The sequence below is a fragment of the Tolypothrix bouteillei VB521301 genome (genome assembly GCF_000760695.4).
Classification (GTDB): Bacteria; Cyanobacteriota; Cyanobacteriia; order Cyanobacteriales; family Nostocaceae; genus Scytonema; species Scytonema bouteillei_A.
The window spans coordinates 2,650,683-2,672,587 of sequence record NZ_JHEG04000001.1 but is presented as its reverse complement, the minus strand read 5'-3'; the positions used below and the strand labels follow the sequence as shown (position 1 = coordinate 2,672,587).

11 protein-coding genes and 1 rRNA gene are annotated in these 21,905 nt (G+C 42.9%); 5 read left to right on the top strand and 7 right to left on the bottom strand.

The annotated features are described in order from the left end of the window. Window positions 1-114 precede the first annotated feature (114 nt). Window positions 115-243, top strand: a complete 129-nt coding sequence (locus HC643_RS42065; RefSeq protein WP_272899732.1) for a hypothetical protein — start codon at window positions 115-117, stop codon at window positions 241-243. A gap of 608 nt (window positions 244-851) precedes the next feature. On the opposite strand, the gene HC643_RS10720 is transcribed toward HC643_RS42065, so the two are convergent. Further along, complete coding sequence (locus tag HC643_RS10720) at window positions 852-1,337, bottom strand: DUF4149 domain-containing protein (RefSeq protein ID WP_038081822.1); 486 nt, start codon at window positions 1,335-1,337, stop codon at window positions 852-854. A gap of 273 nt (window positions 1,338-1,610) precedes the next feature. Here HC643_RS10720 and HC643_RS10715 point away from each other — a divergent pair, with 273 nt between their 5' ends. Further along, window positions 1,611-2,174, top strand: a complete 564-nt coding sequence (locus HC643_RS10715; protein WP_038081819.1) for a DUF2808 domain-containing protein — start codon at window positions 1,611-1,613, stop codon at window positions 2,172-2,174. Window positions 2,175-2,232: 58 nt separating this feature from the next. Here HC643_RS10715 and HC643_RS10710 read toward each other — a convergent pair whose 3' ends face one another. The 5 genes from HC643_RS10710 to HC643_RS10690 form a co-directional block, all read right to left on the bottom strand. After that, window positions 2,233-3,798 (bottom strand): GMC oxidoreductase, encoded by a 1,566-nt coding sequence (locus HC643_RS10710; RefSeq protein WP_038081817.1) that lies wholly within the window; start codon window positions 3,796-3,798, stop codon window positions 2,233-2,235. A gap of 11 nt (window positions 3,799-3,809) precedes the next feature. Next, window positions 3,810-4,625, bottom strand: coding sequence for an MIP/aquaporin family protein (locus tag HC643_RS10705; RefSeq protein ID WP_038081816.1), 816 nt, complete (start codon window positions 4,623-4,625; stop codon window positions 3,810-3,812). Next, complete coding sequence (locus tag HC643_RS10700) at window positions 4,612-7,284, bottom strand: MGH1-like glycoside hydrolase domain-containing protein (RefSeq protein WP_167844654.1); 2,673 nt, start codon at window positions 7,282-7,284, stop codon at window positions 4,612-4,614. The genes HC643_RS10705 and HC643_RS10700 overlap by 14 nt, the downstream gene beginning before the upstream one ends. A gap of 44 nt (window positions 7,285-7,328) precedes the next feature. Continuing rightward, complete coding sequence (locus HC643_RS10695) at window positions 7,329-8,111, bottom strand: glucose 1-dehydrogenase (protein ID WP_038081815.1); 783 nt, start codon at window positions 8,109-8,111, stop codon at window positions 7,329-7,331. 361 nt (window positions 8,112-8,472) lie between these two features. Next, on the bottom strand, window positions 8,473-11,058 hold the full coding sequence (locus HC643_RS10690; RefSeq protein ID WP_038081813.1) for an adenylate/guanylate cyclase domain-containing protein: 2,586 nt from the start codon (window positions 11,056-11,058) through the stop codon (window positions 8,473-8,475). 273 nt (window positions 11,059-11,331) lie between these two features. Here HC643_RS10690 and HC643_RS10685 point away from each other — a divergent pair, with 273 nt between their 5' ends. After that, window positions 11,332-14,439: a two-partner secretion domain-containing protein gene (locus HC643_RS10685; RefSeq protein ID WP_050045658.1), complete on the top strand. Its 3,108-nt coding sequence runs from the start codon at window positions 11,332-11,334 to the stop codon at window positions 14,437-14,439. Window positions 14,440-14,960: 521 nt separating this feature from the next. After that, window positions 14,961-16,997, top strand: coding sequence for a hybrid sensor histidine kinase/response regulator (locus HC643_RS10680; RefSeq protein ID WP_050045657.1), 2,037 nt, complete (start codon window positions 14,961-14,963; stop codon window positions 16,995-16,997). A gap of 203 nt (window positions 16,998-17,200) precedes the next feature. Here the strand turns inward: HC643_RS10680 and ltrA are convergent, their stop codons facing one another. Further along, a complete protein-coding gene (gene ltrA / locus HC643_RS10675; RefSeq protein WP_038082281.1) occupies window positions 17,201-18,847 on the bottom strand; it encodes a group II intron reverse transcriptase/maturase in 1,647 nt (548 codons plus the stop codon). 1,403 nt (window positions 18,848-20,250) lie between these two features. Here ltrA and HC643_RS10670 point away from each other — a divergent pair. Continuing rightward, window positions 20,251-21,739, top strand: a 16S ribosomal RNA gene (locus HC643_RS10670). Window positions 21,740-21,905: the final 166 nt, after the last annotated feature.

Below are 21,905 nucleotides of genomic sequence, written 5' to 3'. Positions count from 1 at the left end.
CTCCAATATTAGATTGTAGTTGCACTGTCTGTGCCTGCGTCACGCCTGGTAGCGAACGCGCTCAGTGCAACTGTATTCCCAAATGCTTGTTTCGTACTTCAACGATTAAATCTGATGTCTGAAAAACGCAATCGCTTCTTTGATTCTAAAACTAGACTGTCTTTTAGAATCCATGTCCCCACTTATATTTTCAATTCTGGCGATCGCTATCCTGGTAATTTTGGCATTCCTATCTTTAGTTAGCTACTTTGCTTGGTTTTGGCCACTCGAATTGATTGCTCACGGCATCTTCCACACAATAATATAGCTTTGGTACAATACATATTCTAACCTTAATATGAGGAACGAGCGTGGAAATTCACGAATTAAAAGCGTTGATTAAAGAAACTATGCGTGAAGTTTACAAGAAGAAAGACTTCGACTCTGCCAAATTCTTATTCCTTACGTCAGTGACCAAGAACAAAGCGAACTGGAAGCCGAGTTTGGTTCACCTTCAGAAGATAGTGATGATGAAGTCCTGGATATGACTGACTGGATTAAACATGGCAATCAGATTTCGCAAAAAAGCAATTAAATTTTTAGAAAAAGCGAATCCCGAAGATGTCGAAATTCTTCGGAGGCAAATATACCAACTTGTTGTTTTTGTTAAATAGCAAGGAGTTATCCCATTTACAGAACTAGATATCAAAAAGATGAAAGGTAATTGGGACGGATTTTACAGATTGCGTATAGGTAAAACAGAATTATTTTTACAGTCAATAATAAAAAATAAAGAAATGCTAGATAATCGAAATTAGTGCGTAGTTGCGATGTACGCGCTAAAGGGCAACTACGAACTAATAGTGATTTATTTAGCGTCGCCAGCACCAGTTTAACAAGGTGCAACCTGCCACGAGTTTGATTGCTTCTAATGCCCAATAACCAGCGTGCAATAAATTCATATTGGCTGGAGTTTCAACAACAGTCTCAAAGAAATTTAGTTGAATACCAATAGCAGACATTTGCGGAGTCAAGCAATAGGTATCCACCAAAGCTATACCTAGCAGTAACACCGATAAGATAATTGAACTCAGACGCCACTTCGCTTGAGTATTGCACAAAGCCAATACACTGACTAATACCAAGCTCGCGCACAGTAACTCAATGCGATTAAAATTCCAGAAAATTGCGTAACCAGCTGATGCAAAACTAGGTTGAGTCATCATGCCCGTTACATACAAACTAGGCATAATTACCCAAGTCAAAACCAGGCTGGCACTAAGCCAGAAGCCTAATGTCAGCATGGCAACAGCCTGCCAAAGAGGCCGTTTTAGTTCGACGTTAGAAATAGCGTTCATAGGAAAATTGCATATGTTTATATCTCTAGTGTCTAACCTAACAAAGGATTTTGACAACAAGTATCAATTATCCTTTACAATCATTTGCACTCTTACAAAAAATTGAGCCTTATTCTGAATTACACCGTAATTTCTCTGATAAAATTCTTAATAAAATTTACATCTTGTTAAGAAGAGTCAAGAAGTTGCTAAGTGCTAGCATATTAAGTGTAAGTAAAATTTTTTATAAAACAGGGTGTGCAGCCTGTCCTATCTTTGTAAGTTTAAAAAGCAATGCGCGTCGCATATTTACTTAGTACAGCAATGGCTTGTACTTTAGCAGTTGGTAATTATTCTAGTAACTTGAGTCAAGCAGTCCAATTGCGAGATGGCAAAGTCTACTTTACTCAACCACCCCGCTTAGAAGATGTAGTAACAACTTATAAGGATGTTTATGTGTGGGGTGCAACATACTACTTCACTGTCAGCGTACCGGAAACTGCTGGAGAACCACTGCAAAAGATAACAATTAATCAACGAGAGGGAGCCGATTACATACGCTTTGACCTCAAAGACAGTCGTGCTTTTGAAGGAACTCGTTCTGAACGAGGACAACGGGTAGAACTTAAAGATGCTTCTAGCGATCGCAAAACAAAAACAATATCTCTTACCTTCGATCCACCTTTGTCCCCTGGTAAAATTGTGACCGTAGGTTTAAAGCCGATAAGAAATCCAGCCGTTGCAGGAGTCTATCTATTTGGAGTGACAGCGTTTCCACCAGGAGACAACGCCCACGGTCAATTTCTTGGTTATGGAAGGTTACAGTTCTATAACTTTTTTAATTCAATATTTCCTTGAACTCTCGCCGCTTCACCTCGTTCCCACGCTTCGCCTGGGAACGAGAGATGATTTTATGTCACTTCAATCGTTGTAACAAGAGATCGCCCACTCGCAATGCATTGGCAATAATCGTTAGTGTGGGATTGACAGCAGAACTCGATGGAAAGAAACTGCCATCAACAACATAGAGGTTATCAACATCATGGGTACGGCAATTAACATCCAGTACGGAAGTGGTCGGATCTTGACCAAATCGACAAGTACCGCATTGATGACCGACTGACTGCAATGGCATCATGTTGCGGGGATAAAGACTAAATGGAACCAAGTGTTCTGCCTTATCGACTTTTTTGAGAATTCCTACCCAACGTTTGGCAAGCCGATCGCTTGCTTCAAGGTTGTTGGGTTTATAGTTTAAGTAGAGGCGATCGCCTTCCATCCGCACGCGATTCTCAGGATCGGGTAAGTCTTCAGTTTGCAGCCACCATCCGACAGTGCGATCGGCAACAGTTTTCAGTTCTGCTCCGGGTCGCATTCTTAAGAGTGGAGCTAGCAGTGCAGGAACTTCAGCGGGTAACATATCTGCTAAGACGTTGCCAGTATTTTGTATCATGCCCATGGGGTAGGGAAAATCAGGTTCGCCCCAGTAAAAATCGCTAATGGCAATCGTCTTTTGATAAACAGATGGATTCACTTTTGTGTTGAGTTGCACCATTGCCATGCAAATATGCTTCATCAGGTTGCGACCCACTTGGTTGGAACTGTTTGCCAATCCATCAGGATGTTTGTCATTGTGCGATCGCAATAACAATGCTGCTGAGTTAATTGCACCGCAAGACACCACAACAATATCCCCTGTAAACAATTGATGTTCCCCATGAATTTCGGCTTCTACTTGCGTCACTTCCCGACCAGAAGGACTCGTATGCAAGCGAGTCACTTTGGCATCAGTTAGTAAAGTGATATTTGCATAATGGCGAATGGGCTGAACGCAATTTACTTCAGCATCCGCTTTGCCACGAGTGAGACAGGGAAAGCCATCGCAGGTATTGCAGCGAATACAGTTCCCCAGACTTTTATCTACTTCGTTAAGTTTCAACCCTAGTGGCAGATTAAAGGGATGCAACCCAGCTAGCTTCAAACAATCGACCAGTTCCTGCATTCGAGGTTCGTGGTGGACTGGAGGATGAGAATACGGTAGACTCCTAGGAGGCTCTGTCGGATCTACATTTGCCTGACCGCCAACATCGTAAAGCTGCTCGGCTTGAGTATAATACGGTTCAAAATCATGGTATTTTAACGGCCATTCTGGTGAGATGCCGTCCTTATGTTCTACCTGCTCAAAATCGCGTTCCCGCAATCGCAATAAAGCAGCACCATAAACTTTTGTGTTACCACCAACCCAGTAATTCATTGCCGGACGGAAGGGTTTGTGATTTACGTCATACCACTGCTCTTGAGTATGGTATCGCTCTCGTTGATATACTTCCAACGCACTCCAGTTTTCCTTTTCTCGAGGCAAAAATGTACCTCTCTCCAAGATTAAAATCATCTTGCCGCTTGCAGCAAGATGATATGCTAGAGTGCCACCACCAGCCCCGGTACCGATAATAATGACATCATAATGGGTGCTTGTTGTCATGAGTGTTTTCCTTAAATGGGAAGGCGATCGCTCAAATCAATGTTGCCATTACGGTTGTAATCACAGCGGAAAATACAGCGTTTGTGATTGTCGTGATGCAATTTGGCACACTTAACTGCTCGCGATCCAAATAGAGATTGATACAACGTTGATGCCAGCAACATACCAACAGGTGGCACAATGACATACAACCAAAATGCCGTCCAAATTTGAGATGGAAAGGCAGAGGCAAAGGTGCGGGCGGGATTCATGCCAAAGCCGGATAAGGGAGCTTCAAAAAAGACGTAAAGTATTACCAAAAATCCAGCAAATAACCCTGTAAACCGATTGAGTTTTGGATTGTTACTAGTCAGCAAAATAGTCATCATCATCAGAAATGCAATGACTAATTCACCCAATAAAGCCGCAATCCATCCCAGTTTTCCCGGCACTGTAACAATATAGTTCACGGGTGCTTGTGTGAAAACTTTTCCCAGCAATAATGCCACCAAGTATATACCAACCAATCCACCCAAACATTGAAACAGAATATAGAAGATAGCGTCCTGTCGTTTAACTTTTCCCAAACGGTAAAAGGTAACCGTGACAGCAGGATTCATGTGTGCGCCGGATTGTTTCCCCCAAGGAGAATAAATGAGGGAAATGGATGTCAACGCCATAGCTATACCAATGAAAAATCGACGGAGATCTCCATTAGGAATTGCTTGATGAATGGGAGAACTGGGATACTCAAACACGCAGGTTAACACTCCTGCAGCAATCATAAATATTCCCAGTTCTGCCGCTTCCATTAAATATTCCGGTAAATGCTTCCTAAAGCTTTCCATTATCCTCTTGCGCCCGGTATTCAGAAATTTGGAGAATCATACTAGCGACTAACCCCGTCCAGCCTGTTTGATGGCTCGCTCCAATACCTGCGCCGTTATCTCCATGGAAATATTCATGAAACAAGATGTAATTGCGCCAATGGGGGTCGGATTGAAATTTTTCAAGACCGCCATACACCGGACGGCGACCTGTAGCATCCTGTTGAAAGATAGCAATTAAACGATTGGATAATGCGATCGCCACTTCCCGCAAAGTCATATATTGTCCGGAACCTGTGGGACATTCTACTTGAAAAGTATCTCCAAAATATTCATGAAACTTCCAAAGTGCTTCAAGAATCAAGTAGTTGACTGGAAACCAAATGGGACCGCGCCAGTTAGAATTACCGCCAAACAGACTCGTGGTAGATTCCGCAGGTTCATAGCGGACGCAGTAATCATGCTCGCCTTGACGCAATACATATGGATGTTCTAAGTGATACTTGGAAACTGCGCGAATTCCGTAAGGGCTAAAAAATTCATTCTCGTCCAGCATCCGTTGCAATATGCGTTGCAGTTTGCTGCGATAGGCAATTGCCAAAAGCCTTCTTGCGCCGACTCCTGGTGTTTCCATGCAAGCGACATTCTGTTTAAGATCGGGACGGTTGCGAATAAACCATTCCATGCGTCGTTTAAACCCAGGAAACTGCTGTAACGTTTCCAATTGTAAAACTGCAACGGCATATAGAGGAATTAATCCCACCATAGATCGTACTCTTAATGGAAACTGCCTGCTGTCGGGTAACCGCAGCACATCGTAGTAGAAGCCATCCTCCTCATCCCACAAAGAAATATCGGCATTGCCAATGCCATCAATTGCATCTGCAATATAAAGAAAATGCTCAAAGAATTTGCTAGCAATATCTTCGTAAACGAGATCGTCTTTAGCTAGCTCTAGAGCGATCGCTAGCATATTTAAACAGTACATACCCATCCAGCTTGTGCCATCTGCCTGGTTGAGATATCCCCCGGTGGGGAGTTCCTTACTGCGATCGAATACGCCTATATTGTCCAGCCCTAAAAACCCACCTTGAAAGACGTTGTTACCTTCCACATCTTTGCGATTGACCCACCAGTTAAAATTGAGCAACAGCTTGTGAAAAACACGTTGTAAAAAAGAGCGATCGGTTTTTCCATACAACTTCTGCTCGATTTGATAAACGCGTAAAGCTGCCCATGCTTGTACGGGTGGATTGACATCACTAAATGCCCATTCATAAGCAGGCAATTGTCCGTTAGGTTGCATATACCATTCCCGTGTCAAGCGGTCCAGTTGCAACTTTGCAAAATCTGGATCTATGACAGCTAAAGGAATCAAGTGAAATGCCAAATCCCAAGCGGCAAACCAGGGGTATTCCCATTTATCTGGCATTGAGAGAATATCTTCACTAAATAGGGCAATCCACTCGTGATTGCGCCCGCCTTTTCGTTCTGATGGAGGTGGCGGTTGTTTGGGGTCGCCATTCAGCCAGTCATGGACGACGTAGTGATAGTACTGTTTGCTCCACAACAATCCAGCAAATGCCTGTCGCTGAATGTTGCGCTCATCCTCTGATATGGTCCAAGGATTAACGCGCTGGTAAAACTCATCAGCTTCTGCTATACGAGTCTTGAAAATTGTGTCAAACTCAACGCCAAATGGATCTGTAAGGGTTTGTACGTCGCTCAATCGCAAACGTACTCTTTTAGTTTCACCTGGAGCGATGGATAACGTGTAATGGGAGGCAAACTTTGTGCCTATACGATTTGGATTGACAGCTGCTGTCTGTCCGTTAACTACATACTCGTTGATGCCATCTTTAACGTAAGGCGAGCTATTGCTAACACCAAACAATCGTTCGTAATTTGTTTCGTTATTAGTAAAGAGGAGTTCTGCTCCTGCTTCGCAATACAGCCAGCGAGTTCCTAAGGTTGAATGCTCCGCTTCAATTAAACTAAAGTTGGTATCTGACTGAACCACTTTGATGAAGGGCTGGTCAAAATTCGGATTCCAAGCCCAGATGTTGCGAAACCAAAGTGTTGGCAGTAAATGAAGAGTGCTCTTTTGTGAGCCTCGATTGGCGATCTCAATCTGAATCAAAATATCTTCTGGTGCTGCTTTAGCGTACTCTACAAAGACGTCAAAGTAGCGATTTTCGGCAAATACACCCGTATCGAGTAGCTCAAATTCCTGTTCAAATTTGTTTCTGCGCTGATTTTCTTGCACTAGTTGCGTATAGGGAAATGCCTGTTGGGGATATTTGTACAAGCACTTCATGTAGGAATGAGTTGGAGTATTGTCCAGATAAAAATAATACTCTTTCACATCCTCGCCGTGGTTGCCTTCCGTTCCCGTCAGTCCAAACAGACGCTCTTTTAAAATTGGATCGTTACCATTCCAAAGAGCGATCGCAAAACACAAACGCTGTCGGCTGTCAGAAATTCCAGCAATGCCATCTTCACCCCAACGGTAAATGCGCGAGCGAGCTTGCTCGTGGGGAAAATAATCCCAAGCAGTTCCATCGCGGCTGTAATCTTCCCGCACCGTACCCCACTGTCGCTCGCTCACATAAGGTCCCCAACGTTTCCAATAAGCTGTACGTTCTCGATCCTGCTGCAATCTTATTTCTTCTGGAGTCATGAGTTGAACTGTCCTTCAATAAAAAATCTGAAAGGCTCTCGCCTCTATTGCTCTTGATAATTCCAGAGCAATCCACCATCAACAAAGAATGTGGTTCCTGTTACATAATCTGACTCAGAAGAAGCCAAAAACGCCACAACAGAGGCAACATCTTTTGGTTGTCCCAATCGTCCTAGAGGAATATTTTCGAGGAGCGCTCCTAGCTTTTCTGGATTGTTTAAGAGTTTGGTATTGATGGGAGTTTCTATTGCTCCAGGAGCAACGTTATTGATAGTAATACCATAAGGCCCCAGTTCAACTGCCAAATTACGAGTCAGCATCTTCAAGCCACCTTTGCTTGCACAGTAAGCAGTAAAGTGAGGAAAGGGCAACTCTTCGTGTACGGAACTAATGTTGATAATCTTGCCTGGTTGCTTGATTTCAAGTTGGTGTTTTACAAATGCTTGGGTAGCAAAGAAAACTCCTTTGAGATTCACATTCATAACAGCATCATAATCAGCTTCCGTCACATTCCAAAAATCAGCGTTCTTTTCAATGCCTGCATTGTTTACTAGAATATCTAGCTTGCCAAAGTGAGAAACGCTGTCTGCAATCATGCGTTGCACATCGGAGATAATTCCGGTATCTGCCTGGACTGTAAATCCGTCTACTATCTGGCACTGACCGCCAGCAGCCTTGACCTTTGACAGGGTTTCTTCTGCTCCTTCGGGATGCGATCGGTAGTTGATGACAATACTTGCTCCTTCCTGTGCCAGACAAATAGCAATCGCCTGTCCAATGCCCTGACTGCTACCTGTGACTAACGCAACCTTTCCTTCCAGTTTCATAATTTGTTCCTGTGATTCTAACGTTGACGCGAATCAGTGTAGAATTTATTTAAATTCCATAAAATCTTTGTAAAGACGTGCTGCTGAAAACGCCTCTACAGTGTTTTGCGATGATGGGTAATGCAGGGTTGAGACAAGTTTACCAGATTTTACTGTTAAGTGTGAGATTTTAGTGGGTCGCTCACCAGTGGTACGCAAAAAAACTATCAGATGTTAGTCCACCTATTGAAGTTTAAAAGTTGGGAACAGAACAAGCCCAAAGGTTCATACGTGTTGTGGCCAAACTTTTTGCGATCGTTCCTCGATGATACGAACGATCGCAAAATTAACTTAGTAGATTGCACCATAAATAAAAGAAATTTTATTTTTCCTTAAAAGTCCATACACCGTCATCCCAATTAAGATCGGATGGGGGATTTTGCAGCCAGTGCTGACACCGCTTTAAATGTAAAATCGCTGCTTGGTCTTTGCCGTCAATCTCTAAAACTTTAGCAAATTCTTGTTTGGCACGTTCAAAGTCACGATTGATATAGTACTGGCGACCTTGGTGATAATATTCAATAATTTGTAGTTTGTTACTACAAATGAGATCGGAACGCAAACCAATCAGCTCGTAGATAGAAACTGGCTCATTTCTACCTTTGACACGAATGTAATCTAGTTCTCGCGCCCAAATTTGCTCTTTGCAAGGTTCGTAGGTATTATCACTGATAATGATATCGCAGCCGTACTGCTTGCTGACACTTTCCAAACGAGATCCGAGGTTAACCCCGTCACCGATCGCAGTAAATTCCATCCGTTTGCTCGAACCAATGTTACCGCTAATCACGATATCGGAGTTGATCCCAATTCCAATATTGATTGTTGGTTTGTTGATGGAACGACGGCGAGCATTAAATTCTTCCAATCGATGGCGCATTTCTATTGAAGACTGTACCGCCATCCAAGCGTGTTCTTGTAAAGGCAAAGGAGAACCATATACAGCCATTATGGCATCACCAATATATTTATCCAGCGTGCCTTTGTACTGAAAAACTGCCTCTACCATTGATTCAAAATATTCGTTCAGCATACTGACCACTTCCTCCGCTTCTAGATTTTCTGTCAAAGTGGTATAGCCTCGAATATCAGAAAATAAGATGGAAACTTCTTTGCGATCGCCTCCCAATTTTGCATCATCTAATTTCAGTAATTCTTCCGCTAATTCCTGAGTCATGTAGCGGTACATGGTACTTTTGAGCCGCTTTTCATCACTTATATCATCCATGACGACTAACGCCCCCCTGACTTGTTGGGTGTCACTGGCATCAGCAATTGTATTGATTGACAAATTGATACTATTTTGATCTTCACTCGGGGTTAGCAGCGTTCGATCTGGATAGTACTGTTCGCGGTATTTTAAATCGGCTGTATTTAAAGCTGCTTGGCACCATCGGCGAAAATCACCTTCTTTAATATTGATCACTTCGCTAACGGATTTACCTTCCAAACGTTCTTCTGGATTCAAACCGAGCAAACGCTTGGCACTTTCATTAGCAATAATAATTTGACCCGTTTTATCAGTAGAAATGACTCCATTGGAAAGACTGCGGAGGATATCTCGCTGTAGTTGTTCTTGCTGTTTAACCGTGGCAAATAATTGGGCATTTTGCAGCGCTACTCCTGCTTGAATGTTAAAAGCTTCCATAAATTCTTCGTCATTGCGATCGAAGCTTGCTTGGAAGCACTCAGGTGCATTCGGCCAATTAGCATGGTCGTAGGGCAGAAAATCTCCCGGTTTCTTTTTATTAACTAGCTGGGTAACGCCTATCAAATCTCCATCTGCATTAAAGACTGGCATACAAAGCAGGCTACAGGTACGATAACCATTTTGTTGGTCTAGCTGTTTGGCTGTTTCGGAATCTGGATTGTTATATAAGTCAAAAGGAATGTTCAGCGTTTTACCAGTTGCGGCGACTATGCCTGCAAAACCTTTGCCAATAGGGACTCGTAATTCTTTAACAGAACCGTCATCTTGAGTAATTTTTGTCCACAATTGCCCTGCTTCGCGGTCTATTAACCATAGCGTACTGCGATCGGCATTCATCAGTTCTTTTGCCTCAGCCATAACCCGCTTGAGAGTATCTTCTAAATCAAGGCTGCTTTGACTGAGGGATTTCACGGCCTTCATGAGAGCGGCTGCAGCTCTTTGTTTTTGAGTGGCTACGTAAAAGGAACGAGAGGATTCTAAAATCAGTCTAATAGAGGGGGCAAACTCTTGAAACAGCTGTTGATCGGCTTCTGTAAAGCCTTTTATGTCAATACGTTCTGACAAAGCCGCGTCTGGATCGTTGGGAAATCTTAGTTTATTTAACAATTGTACAACTGCGACAAGTTGTCCTTCCTCATTCACTAGTGGCAAAGCTAGCATTGTGTAGGTGCGGTAGCCTGTTCTTGTTTCTTGTTGTTGAGCAAACAACGAGCGGGGATCGTCGTAAAAATCAAAAGGAATATTAACAACTTTTTTATAGGTGGCCACTTCACCAGCAATACCTTTATCCGCAGGGATGCGAATTTCTAAGGAGCGATTGCCCTCAGTCTCTGCCACAATAGACCACAGTTCTTGCTTTTCTTCATCAAGTAAAAAAATTGTCGTCCGATCTGCACCCAGTAACTCCCCGGTTTTTAAGGTGATGGAATGTAGCATTTCTTGCAAAATTGTTTCAAATCCCTGAGAATCAAGCATGGACAGGGTTTGATTGACAATCCGTAGTTTTTGTTCAACTTCGGCTACAACCTGCTTAAAAGTATCCTGAGTTAGGGGCGCAAGGAAGGTAGATATTGTTCCTTTGCGTTTGGCAAGAGCACCCACTGCTGTAGCATTATGCTGCATGGCGTGGCTTTCGTGATTTGCAACACCAATAATTAAATCAGCGGTAGCACCGCGACCACGTTGATGAACTGACATAACTGACTTTTGATATAGAATTTGACTTTAGCAGATGTTTATCAATGGAATTAAATGTATGTAAGTGTTGCTACAAGCAAACAAACAGAACATAACATATTCCACAGTGTAATCTTTTATCAAGCCAGCGTCATCTTCTATAGTCAGGAGTTCAGCATTGAAGGAGAAAAATTTAAAACTTAAAACTTAGATTTCACCCATAAGGGGGTTGCACTCAAAAAAATAGCGTCTGGCGCTTATACAATTCTCGTTCACGTACTTAGGAGGATCGCAATGTTGGGACTAGCTTTCCTTGGGTGGCGTTGGTGCAACCCTTACATGACATTCATCAATGGGGTAGTCGCGGGAGCCACTTTCGTGCTTGCAGAAAGTACCGCACTGGCTCAAAGTAATATAGTTCTAGATAACTCTTTGGGTGTCTCAAACTCTGTAGTGACTCCCAATGTGACGATTAAAGGAGTTCCAAGCGAAGCAATCTCAGGTGGCGTTGTCAAAGGAGCCAACCTTCTCCACAGCTTTCAGGAATTTAATATTAACGCAGGAAGAGGTGCTTACTTTACGCTTCCTTCTGGTGTTGAGAATATTTTAACTCGCGTTACTGGTACAAACCCTTCTCAAATTCTGGGAACCCTTGGTGTGACAGGGGGTAATGCCAATCTGTTTTTCATGAATCCTAATGGTATTGTTTTTGGTCCTACAGCCCGTTTGGACGTAATGGGTTCGTTTGTCGGAACGACTGCAAATGCTATCCGTTTGGGTAATGGGGACATTTTCAGTACTAAACTCACCAACCCACTGCCATCTCAATTGTTAAGTGTCAATCCTAATGCCTTTTTATTCAATCAAATTTCCAACCAAGCAACTTCCCCCATTGAAGTGAATGGAGCATCTCTGTCAGTTAGAGAAGGTATGAGTTTGGTACTTTTAGGCGGAAATGTTAGCTTAAATGCTGCTAATATCCAGGCGTTAGATGGTCAAGTAGAGATTGGTGGATTAGCAGGCACGGGAACAGTAGAGCTTGTAGATAATACCAAGAATTTGAATTTGCGTTTTTCAGAGAATATACAGAAATCAGATGTATCACTTATCGAGCAAGCAAAAGTTGAAGTTATTGGTAAGGGTCAGGGAGGTGTGATAATTAATGCTAGGGATATAAATATTTTCGGGGAGAGCTTCATCTCTGCAGGCATTGGATCGAGAGCGCGTGCAGTGGGTTCAACTTCACAAGATGTCATCTTAAATTCCACAGGTACTGTCAAGGTAAGCCAGAACAGCCAAGTTAGAAACATTGTGGAAACTGATGCGATTGGTAATGCTGGTAATATTAATATTAATGCGGGTAAAGTAGAGGTCACGGGCGGACAAATCCGCACCCGTACTTTAGGTCAGGGTAATGCAGGTAATATCAATATTAAAGCTGGTGAGATTTTTATAGATAATCCACTTTATATTAGCGAAGCTGGAAAACGGACATCAGATGATAAACCAGCAATTGATGCTAGCAACTTTAGTAATAACTTCACGATAGGAAGAGGAAGTAGTGGGAACGTATCCTTACAAGCAGATGGCTCAATTGTTTTAATTGGGCGATCTGAAGGTTCAGCTTATGATAATAAGGTGATTTCCACCTACAGTGCTAGAGGTGGTCAAGGTCGTGGCAACGTATTACTAAAAGCCAACAGATCTATTTCTTTCAATAATGCCTATATAGTCACTAGTACCTTTACTACAGGTACTAATGCAGGAGAAATATCACTGCAAGGTCAAGAATCTGTGTCTTTAACAAATAATAGTTCCCTTGTTGCCACAAACTTTGTTAGAGGTAATTCTGGAAATATTACATTAAAATCCTCGGGTTCTGTACTTGTGGAAAATAGCTTGATTTCTACTAATATTGGAGCTGCACAAGGATCTTTTGCTGCCCAAGGTAATGCAGGAAAAATTTACTTATCCGGAAAATCTGTTTTTGTAACTGCCGGAGCGGAAGTGACAGCAAGAAATGCGTTGGGAGGAACTGCTGGTAACATTCAAATTGATGCTACAGATATAGTAGAAATATCTGGTAGAGTACCAGAGTTATTTTCCCCAAAAAATCGTTCATCAACAGCATTATACAGCACTTTACTGACAAGCTCTGAGGAAAAAGCAAGCGATCGGGGAGGCGATATTAATATTAACGTCCCAAATGGAACTTTACGTGTATCAGATGGCGCGAGTTTAAGGGCAGAGAGTCAAGGAAATTTTCCTGGTGGTACGATCGCCGTGAATGCAAAGAGAGTTGAACTCACTGGGGGTGGAAAACTTCTCACAAGTGCTTCTAGTAGTGGTGATGCAGGTAATATTACTATTAATGCCAGCGATCGTATTGACATCTCAGGTAGCAATCCCAATTTTGATGACATCTTTAATCAAACAGTGATTAAATATAGGAGTAAGACACAAGCAGAGATTCGACTTGGTACTGTTGGCGGTGCTAGCGGAATATATGCGAGTACTTCTGAAGCATCTACTGGTAAAAGTGGAAATATCAACTTAATAACTGGACAGTTGATTGTTCGAGATGGTTCACAAGTCAGCGTTAGTAGCGGTCAAAAAGATGCAGGTGATTTAAATATCCAAGCTCGCTCGCTTTTTTTAGATAATCGGGGAAAGTTACGAGCAACAACAGCATCTAGCGAAGGTGGAGATCTTAATTTGCAACTGCAAGACTTGCTTTTGATGAGACGCCAAAGTCAAATAACTGCTGATGCTGGAAATAATGGAAATGGGGGTAATATTACTATCAATATTCCTAATGGTTTTATTATTGGTTTCTCTAATGAAGACAGTGACATCATTGCCAATGCCAGACAAGGGAAAGGTGGTAGAATTACAATTGTGAGTTCTGGAATTTATGGATTTGAAAATAGCTCCAATCTCACATCTTTTAATGACATCAACGCTAGTTCAGATTTTGGATTGGATGGCACAGTTCAAATCGATTTGCTTGGTATCGAGCCTAATTTACAACAAACTAATTTACCAACTGAAATTGTTCAAGCAAGGCTAAGTCAAAGCTGTCAAGATAGGACAGACCGAGAAGAAAGCAGATTTGTCATGACTGGACGTGGTGGTTTACCGTCGAATCCTTACGAAACACTGAACAATGAAACGGCGATCGCAGATTGGATTGCACTTGCTCCCAACACTCAAGTCTCTCCAACTTCAACTACGGTTAGCCACAAGCGTGACGATTTGTTGTCAAAATCTATTGTTGAAGCTACAGGATGGACAATCAGTCCTCAAGGAGAAGTTTTTTTGACTGCATCTACACCTACTATTTCGCCTTCGAGATCTCGATTGGGGTCTTCTGCTTGTGGCACTTCATCGTTAGCTTTTTAATAAGTGACGGTATTTACATGAGCTTGGTATTATTAGCGATCGAGCTACAATAGATGAGATTGGAGTATGATATTTAGTAATATTAATTCTCTAAATTAATACTATATAATTCACCTTTTTAAATTTTTATTCTAGTTTTAGAGAAATGGGATAAGGTACGTTTGTATGTAAAATTACTACTTTACTTGGTCTGCATATATATTTTAAGTTAGATATTAAAAAACTTTAAAAACAATAATAAAATTTATTTTTATTTAACAAATCAATTCGATACAATAGTGTGTTTATACTTTGTAATGTTTTTTGTTTATCTACTTACCATATTTTTTGTTGAAAAAGTAATTTTTTTGACTAAATATCTTAATGTTTGTTAGTAATAATACTAAAATTTTTAAATATAAATTTGTGGAACCGTCAACAGCATTGGAGTATAGTAGTCTGGAAATAATTAATACAGTAAGATGTATTGTTATTCAGACTTGGTGGAGAACCAAGATATTTGAGATCGAGTTGCCAAGTTCATGAAAGCTTTACTACCTAAAAGTGAAATTGAGAGGCTCACAGCGCTGTCTCAGTATAAAATCCTCGATACTGACCCTGAACCTATATTCGATGACCTAACTCGCCTAGCATCTCAAATTTGTAACACCCCAATTGCACTGATTACTTTAGTTGACGAGCACCGACAATGGTTCAAGTCAAAGGTAGGGCTGTTAGTGGAACAAATGCCTCGTGAAATCTCTTTTTGTACTCATACTATTTTGCAATCGGATTTGTTGATTGTTCAAAATGCTTTAGGAGATCCTCGTTTTGCCAAAAATCCATTAGTGACTAATTTCCCACACATTCGTTTTTATATGGGTGTGCCTTTGATTGCAAAAGAGGAGTTCCCTTTGGGAACTTTGTGTGTATTTGACTATATCCCTCGAGAATTGAATTGGCAACAAATAGAAGCGTTGAAACTTCTCAGCCACCAAGTTGTATCCCAATTAGAATTTCGACGACACTTGATAGAACATACTAGTGGAGAGATAGCCTTACAAACATCTTTAAAAGATTTAGCAGATATCAAGTTCGCGTTAGATCAATCATCTATCGTTGCCATTACAGACTATAAAGGAACAATTATTTACGTTAATGATAAGTTCTGCTCTATTTCAAAGTATTCTAGAGAGGAACTGTTAGGACAAAACCATCGCATTATCAATTCTGGTCATCATCCAGGGGAGTTCTTTAAGGATATGTGGACCGCGATTTCTCGCGGTCAAGTTTGGAAAGGTGAAATCAAAAATCGAGCTAAAGACGGAACATATTACTGGGTGGATACGACTATTGTGCCGTTGTTAAATAATGACGGGAAACCATATCAATATGTATCGATAAGAAGTGATATTACACAGAAGAAACAACTTGAAGAACAATTTCTCCGTACCCAGCGACTTGAAAGCATTGGGACACTTGCTGGTGGAATTGCTCATGACTTGAACAATGTGCTTTCCCCAATTGTGATGGCGGTTCAGTTACTGCAAACCAAACTTGATGACCAGCAAAGTCAGGAATGGCTGGATATACTAGAAACTAATGCCAGACGAGGAGCTGATTTAGTTAGACAAGTTTTACAGTTTGCACGAGGAATTGAAGGGGAACATACACTTCTGCAAGTGAAACACTTGATTGATGAAATCAAGCATATTGTTCTAGAGACATTTCCAAAATCAATTAGACTCTACACAAATGTACCACAGGAGCTTTGGACTGTTACTGGGGATGCTACCCAACTGCACCAAGTTTTAATGAATTTGGTAGTGAATGCTCGTGATGCAATGCTTACTGGCGGTACGCTCTCGATTACTTGTAAAAATATCATTATTGACGAAATTTATGCCAAAACGCATCCTGAAGCCCGTGTTGGCTCCTATATTGGAATTACTGTTTCGGATACTGGTACGGGAATTCCTGCTGAAATAGCGGAGAGAATTTTTGAGCCATTTTTCACGACTAAAGAGGTTGGCAAAGGAACTGGGCTGGGTTTATCAACTGTAATAGGTATTGTGAAAAGTCACAATGGCTTTGTGAGCTTAACAAGTGAAGTCGGTAGTGGCACGCATTTTAGGGTATACTTGCCTGCTGTGGAAACAAATGAAACATATCTGCCAAAAGATATGGAACTGCCTAAAGGACAAGGAGAGTTGATTTTAGTTGTAGATGACGAAGCTGCTATCCGGCAAATTACTAAAACAACTTTAGAAACTTATGACTATAAAGTCATAACTGGAAGTGATGGTATGGAGGCAATCGCTCTCTACGCCACACATAGAGATAGTGTTAGTGTAGCGATCGTAGATATGATGATGCCGCACATGGATGGAGCAAAAACTATCCGCACCTTACAAAAAATTAACCCCACGCTAAAAATCATCGCTGTCAGCGGATATGCAGACAGCGGAATTCTTGCAGAAGTAGAAAAAAGTGGTGGAGTTGCAGCATTCCTATTAAAACCTTTTACAGCCAAGGAACTTGTGACAATTCTTTTTAAGGTAAGGACTAGCCCAATCTAATTGTGTTTCCTTGTAATGGCTGCTTGACTCTAAAAGAAAAATTGGAGTTATCCTGGAAGAAGTATCAGCCCAACTAAATCAAAGCTGAGATGCCGAACCAAGAGGAGTAAGTGAACTGGAGTGTCGGGTAAGGTTTGAGCGTTACCGCTCTCCCCTCCCCTAAGAACCGTACATGAGACTTTCGCACTCATACGGCTCAAGCCTTACTTCAAACGAGTTTTCACTGGGGTTTTGTGTACCTGTTTATGGCACGCTTTGTGCAGGTGCTGGAGGTTTCCCACGTCGTCTGTTCCACCTTCTGCAACAGGTACTATGTGATGGGTTTCGATTTCCTCTCCATTGAATAATGGTTCGCCACATTCTGGACAAATCCAGTTTTGGTTTTCTGCTATCTTATATAATTTGGAACCCTTCTCAAAGCGAGATTTCCCAAATTTTTGGTGGCGTTTTCTCCAGTACTCTTTTAAGGAGGGGTCATCGGGACTAGCGTCGCCTTTGACTTTTATGTGGCGTTCGATAGGCGTATACGCGATTTGATATAGGACAAGTTCTTTATCCTTACCTTGTCGGTCACTTGTTGTACAAGCAAATACCCACTTGTTACCTTTAATGGTCTTAAAGTAACGCCAGCGTACCCATTTTGAGTTTTTATTGGGGTGTCTACGCTTTGCCCAACGCCAAAGGTATTGCCATACTCGGTGTGAGATATAGCCAAAAGTTTCCTTGCTGACTACCGCTTTGTAATAGTTAGCAAAACCTCTGAGAATTGGATTAAGCTTGTAAATAAGAACTTCCTGTTCTACACCATTCAGGTTTTTGATTTCCTTACCAATCCGCTTGCAGAAGGTTAACACCTTCTTTTTTGACGGCTTAATCAGGAGTTTTCCATCGTAGTGCCGGGAGTTGAACCCCAGGAAATCGAAGCCCTCTTCCATTGACGTGATTACCGTCTTCTCAGCGCTCAATTCAAGACCTCTCTTCGACATCCATGCTTGAATCAGGTTTTGGGCAGTTTCGAGACTTTCCTTGTCTTTTGCCGTGACGATGAAATCGTCGGCATATCGCACCACGCCAAATTTTGGGTTGGTGGCTTTTATATAGGTTTCTAAGCCATGCAGCCCAATATTGGCAAGTAAGGGTGAGATGACTCCTCCCTGTGGTGTGCCTTGTTCTGTGAGGTGAAGATGTCCTTGGAACACAAAACCCGCTTTTAACCATCCTTTGATGAGTTCCCGTTTTGGGAAGTTGCTCACCATGTTCAGAATGGACTCATGGGCAATGTTGTCGAAGAATCCCTTGATGTCAGCTTCTAGAACCCAATTGTGCCATCTTGAAAGCAAGTTGAAGCTTTGTTCTATTGCGTCTTGACAGCTTCTTCCCGGTCGGAAGCCATAACTGTTTTGTTCAAATACGGCTTCCCATTCGGGTTCGAGTGCGTTCAAAACCATTGCCTGTTCGATTCTGTCGCGCACGGTCGGGATGCCGAGCGGTCGAAACTTGCCGTTAGGCTTAGGTATTTCTACCCTTCGTGTTGGTTTAAGGTTTCCCCCTTGCCAATTGTTTACCAGAATCACCCGTTGCTCTGGGGTGTTGACGATTTCCTTGTCAATTCCTGCCGTTGCTTTTCCAAGATTTGTCTGGGTGATGCGTCGAACAGATAATAGTAAGTTGGCGTAGCTTCTTTGCATCAACTTCTGTAAGTTTCTCAGCTTACGGAAGTCCCCAAGCTGACTCGCACGAAAGATTCTTTGCCGTAGGTTTCTGACAGCTTTATTAACTTTTTTCCAATTAATATGGTTCCAGTTTACTAGCTGTTTCTTCAGTCCGTTTGAAGTCAGTTCTGACATCATCTAACTTGTCCTTAGATTAGATTCCTTTGTTTAGTTTCCTTCGTATAAGACCCAGAAGAAGTCTGCTTTTCCTTTCGGTCAGGAGTGATGTTTCAGCCCCTATCTGGTTTGCTACAAACCAGCATTCGCTTTTTCTTCCATCCTTTACCCTCCAGAGAGTTCCGTCTTTGTTACCTCAGACCTACTAAGAGTAATCGACCTCTCTTAGACTCTGTAGGGCTTACCCTGTTGTACCGTTTAGTTTTCTATCCTCTTTTAGGTGCTATCTATTCTGCGATGGAAGTTATGTTCATACGATTTATAGATGGACAAGCTATAAATCCGATCCATTTACCTTTTGGTCAGAGCTTATCAGCCCGATTTAGCTCCTTTTCGTATAACGCAGTTTATCTAATAGTTCACTCGCGTTCACCTTTAAAGGATTCCCCTTTGCCCCTGACCGCCTTAGGGCTGGCAGCTTCGGTTACTTTCGTGGTCTGCATTCCACCTCGTTCATTACTTACTTGAGGCGTGACCGGACTCTTATGAGCCTTTTACGCCGGGGTAGCGGGTATGAATCCGCTAGGGAAGTAGGCTTCCCGTACTAAACGACCTTTTCAGGTCGCGCAATCCAGAGTAAATCGGAGCAATTCGACTTACTGACTCCAGCATGACTCAACTTTGAACTAGTTTCAAGGTTACCCCTTCGGGTGTCTCCTGACAGAGACGCTATGTGCAAGGCACAGGCTTCGCGATGCCGCAGGCTATGCCCGCAAGGGCTATACGCCAGTCCCTAGGGCTTGGGAAACTCTCCTATGGCGTATTTGCGCTACGCTGCGCTATCAGGGCTGGATTCACAGTTTCTGGGTTTCAGTCCGCTTAAAGGTCAGGACTTAATGAGATTAGCCAGTCTCAAGCGTCGGACAAGGAACATGGCTGCGTCACACAGTGCAACACCGAAATCCATTAACAAGCCTTTAAGCTGTGTCGAGGCAAACAATACCCCACTTTGGGAGTGCTCAAATGAGCAAGGTAATCTGGGGTCGGTTAAGTCCGATTCACCCCAGATTACTCCAATTTTTGGCTACTTAGTTACAAGACAATATAAATAAGTTGGAAAGCCCAGTGATGGTGAAAGCATTGAAACTGTTACTGGGTAAGGGTTAGAAACACATTTATCTGGTGATTCAAAAAAACTTTTGAAAAACCCTTGACAAAGCAAAATCGGGTTGTTACCTTAGATAAAGTGTGAAGCGAGAGAGAAACGCCCGCACAACCGAACCAAGATAAAGCAATAGTTTGAAAGCCAAGCAATTAAAGACCTCGTCAAAAAATTAAGTGGCGGTTTGTTACCCGCTCACAAAAGAAAAATAATAAGCCAAGAGGCTCGGACGCACTAGGGTGTGTCGGAGCAAGAACACTTCAAAACGGAGAGTTTGATCCTGGCTCAGGATGAACGCTGGCGGTATGCTTAACACATGCAAGTCGAACGGTCTCTTCGGAGATAGTGGCGGACGGGTGAGTAACGCGTGAGAATCTGGCTTCAGGTCCGGGACAACAGTTGGAAACGGCTGCTAATACCGGATGTGCCCATGGGTGAAAGGCTAGCTGCCTGGAGATGAGCTCGCGTCCGATTAGTTAGTTGGTGTGGTAAGAGCGCACCAAGACGGCGATCGGTAGCTGGTCTGAGAGGACGATCAGCCACACTGGAACTGAGACACGGTCCAGACTCCTACGGGAGGCAGCAGTGGGGAATTTTCCGCAATGGGCGAAAGCCTGACGGAGCAATACCGCGTGAGGGAGGAAGGCTCTTGGGTTGTAAACCTCTTTTCTCAGGGAATAATAAGTTGAAGGTACCTGAGGAATAAGCATCGGCTAACTCCGTGCCAGCAGCCGCGGTAATACGGAGGATGCAAGCGTTATCCGGAATGATTGGGCGTAAAGCGTCCGCAGGTGGTTTATCAAGTCTGCTGTCAAAGCGTCTGGCTTAACTAGATAAAGGCAGTGGAAACTGAGAGACTGGAGTATGGTAGGGGTAGAGGGAATTCCCGGTGTAGCGGTGAAATGCGTAGAGATCGGGAAGAACACCGGTGGCGAAAGCGCTCTGCTGGACCATAACTGACACTGAGGGACGAAAGCTAGGGGAGCGAATGGGATTAGATACCCCAGTAGTCCTAGCCGTAAACGATGGATACTAGGCGTTACGCGTATCGACCCGCGTAGTGCCGGAGCCAACGCGTTAAGTATCCCGCCTGGGGAGTACGCACGCAAGTGTGAAACTCAAAGGAATTGACGGGGGCCCGCACAAGCGGTGGAGTATGTGGTTTAATTCGATGCAACGCGAAGAACCTTACCAGGGCTTGACATGTCGCGAATCCCGATGAAAGTTGGGAGTGCCTTAGGGAGCGCGAACACAGGTGGTGCATGGCTGTCGTCAGCTCGTGTCGTGAGATGTTGGGTTAAGTCCCGCAACGAGCGCAACCCTCGTACTTAGTTGCCATCATTAAGTTGGGAACTCTAAGAAGACTGCCGGTGACAAACCGGAGGAAGGTGGGGATGACGTCAAGTCAGCATGCCCCTTACGTCCTGGGCTACACACGTACTACAATGCTGTGGACAGAGGGCAGCAAGCTAGTGATAGCAAGCAAATCTCACAAACCACGGCTCAGTTCAGATCGCAGGCTGCAACTCGCCTGCGTGAAGGTGGAATCGCTAGTAATTGCAGGTCAGCATACTGCAGTGAATTCGTTCCCGGGCCTTGTACACACCGCCCGTCACACCATGGAAGCTGGTAGTGCCCGAAGTCGTTACTCTAACCATTCGTGGAGGAGGATGCCGAAGGCAGGACTGGTGACTGGGGTGAAGTCGTAACAAGGTAGCCGTACCGGAAGGTGTGGCTGGATCACCTCCTTTTAGGGAGACCAACTCAATTATGAATGATGTTAGATGAATGATGAAAAGTAGAAAATTCACACTTCATAATTCAGAATTCATAATTCAGAAATCCTAGGTCGTGCGAGGTAAAGAAAATTGGCTTTCAAACTAGTGTGGGTTCGGAAAAAAATGCCAAAGCATTGAT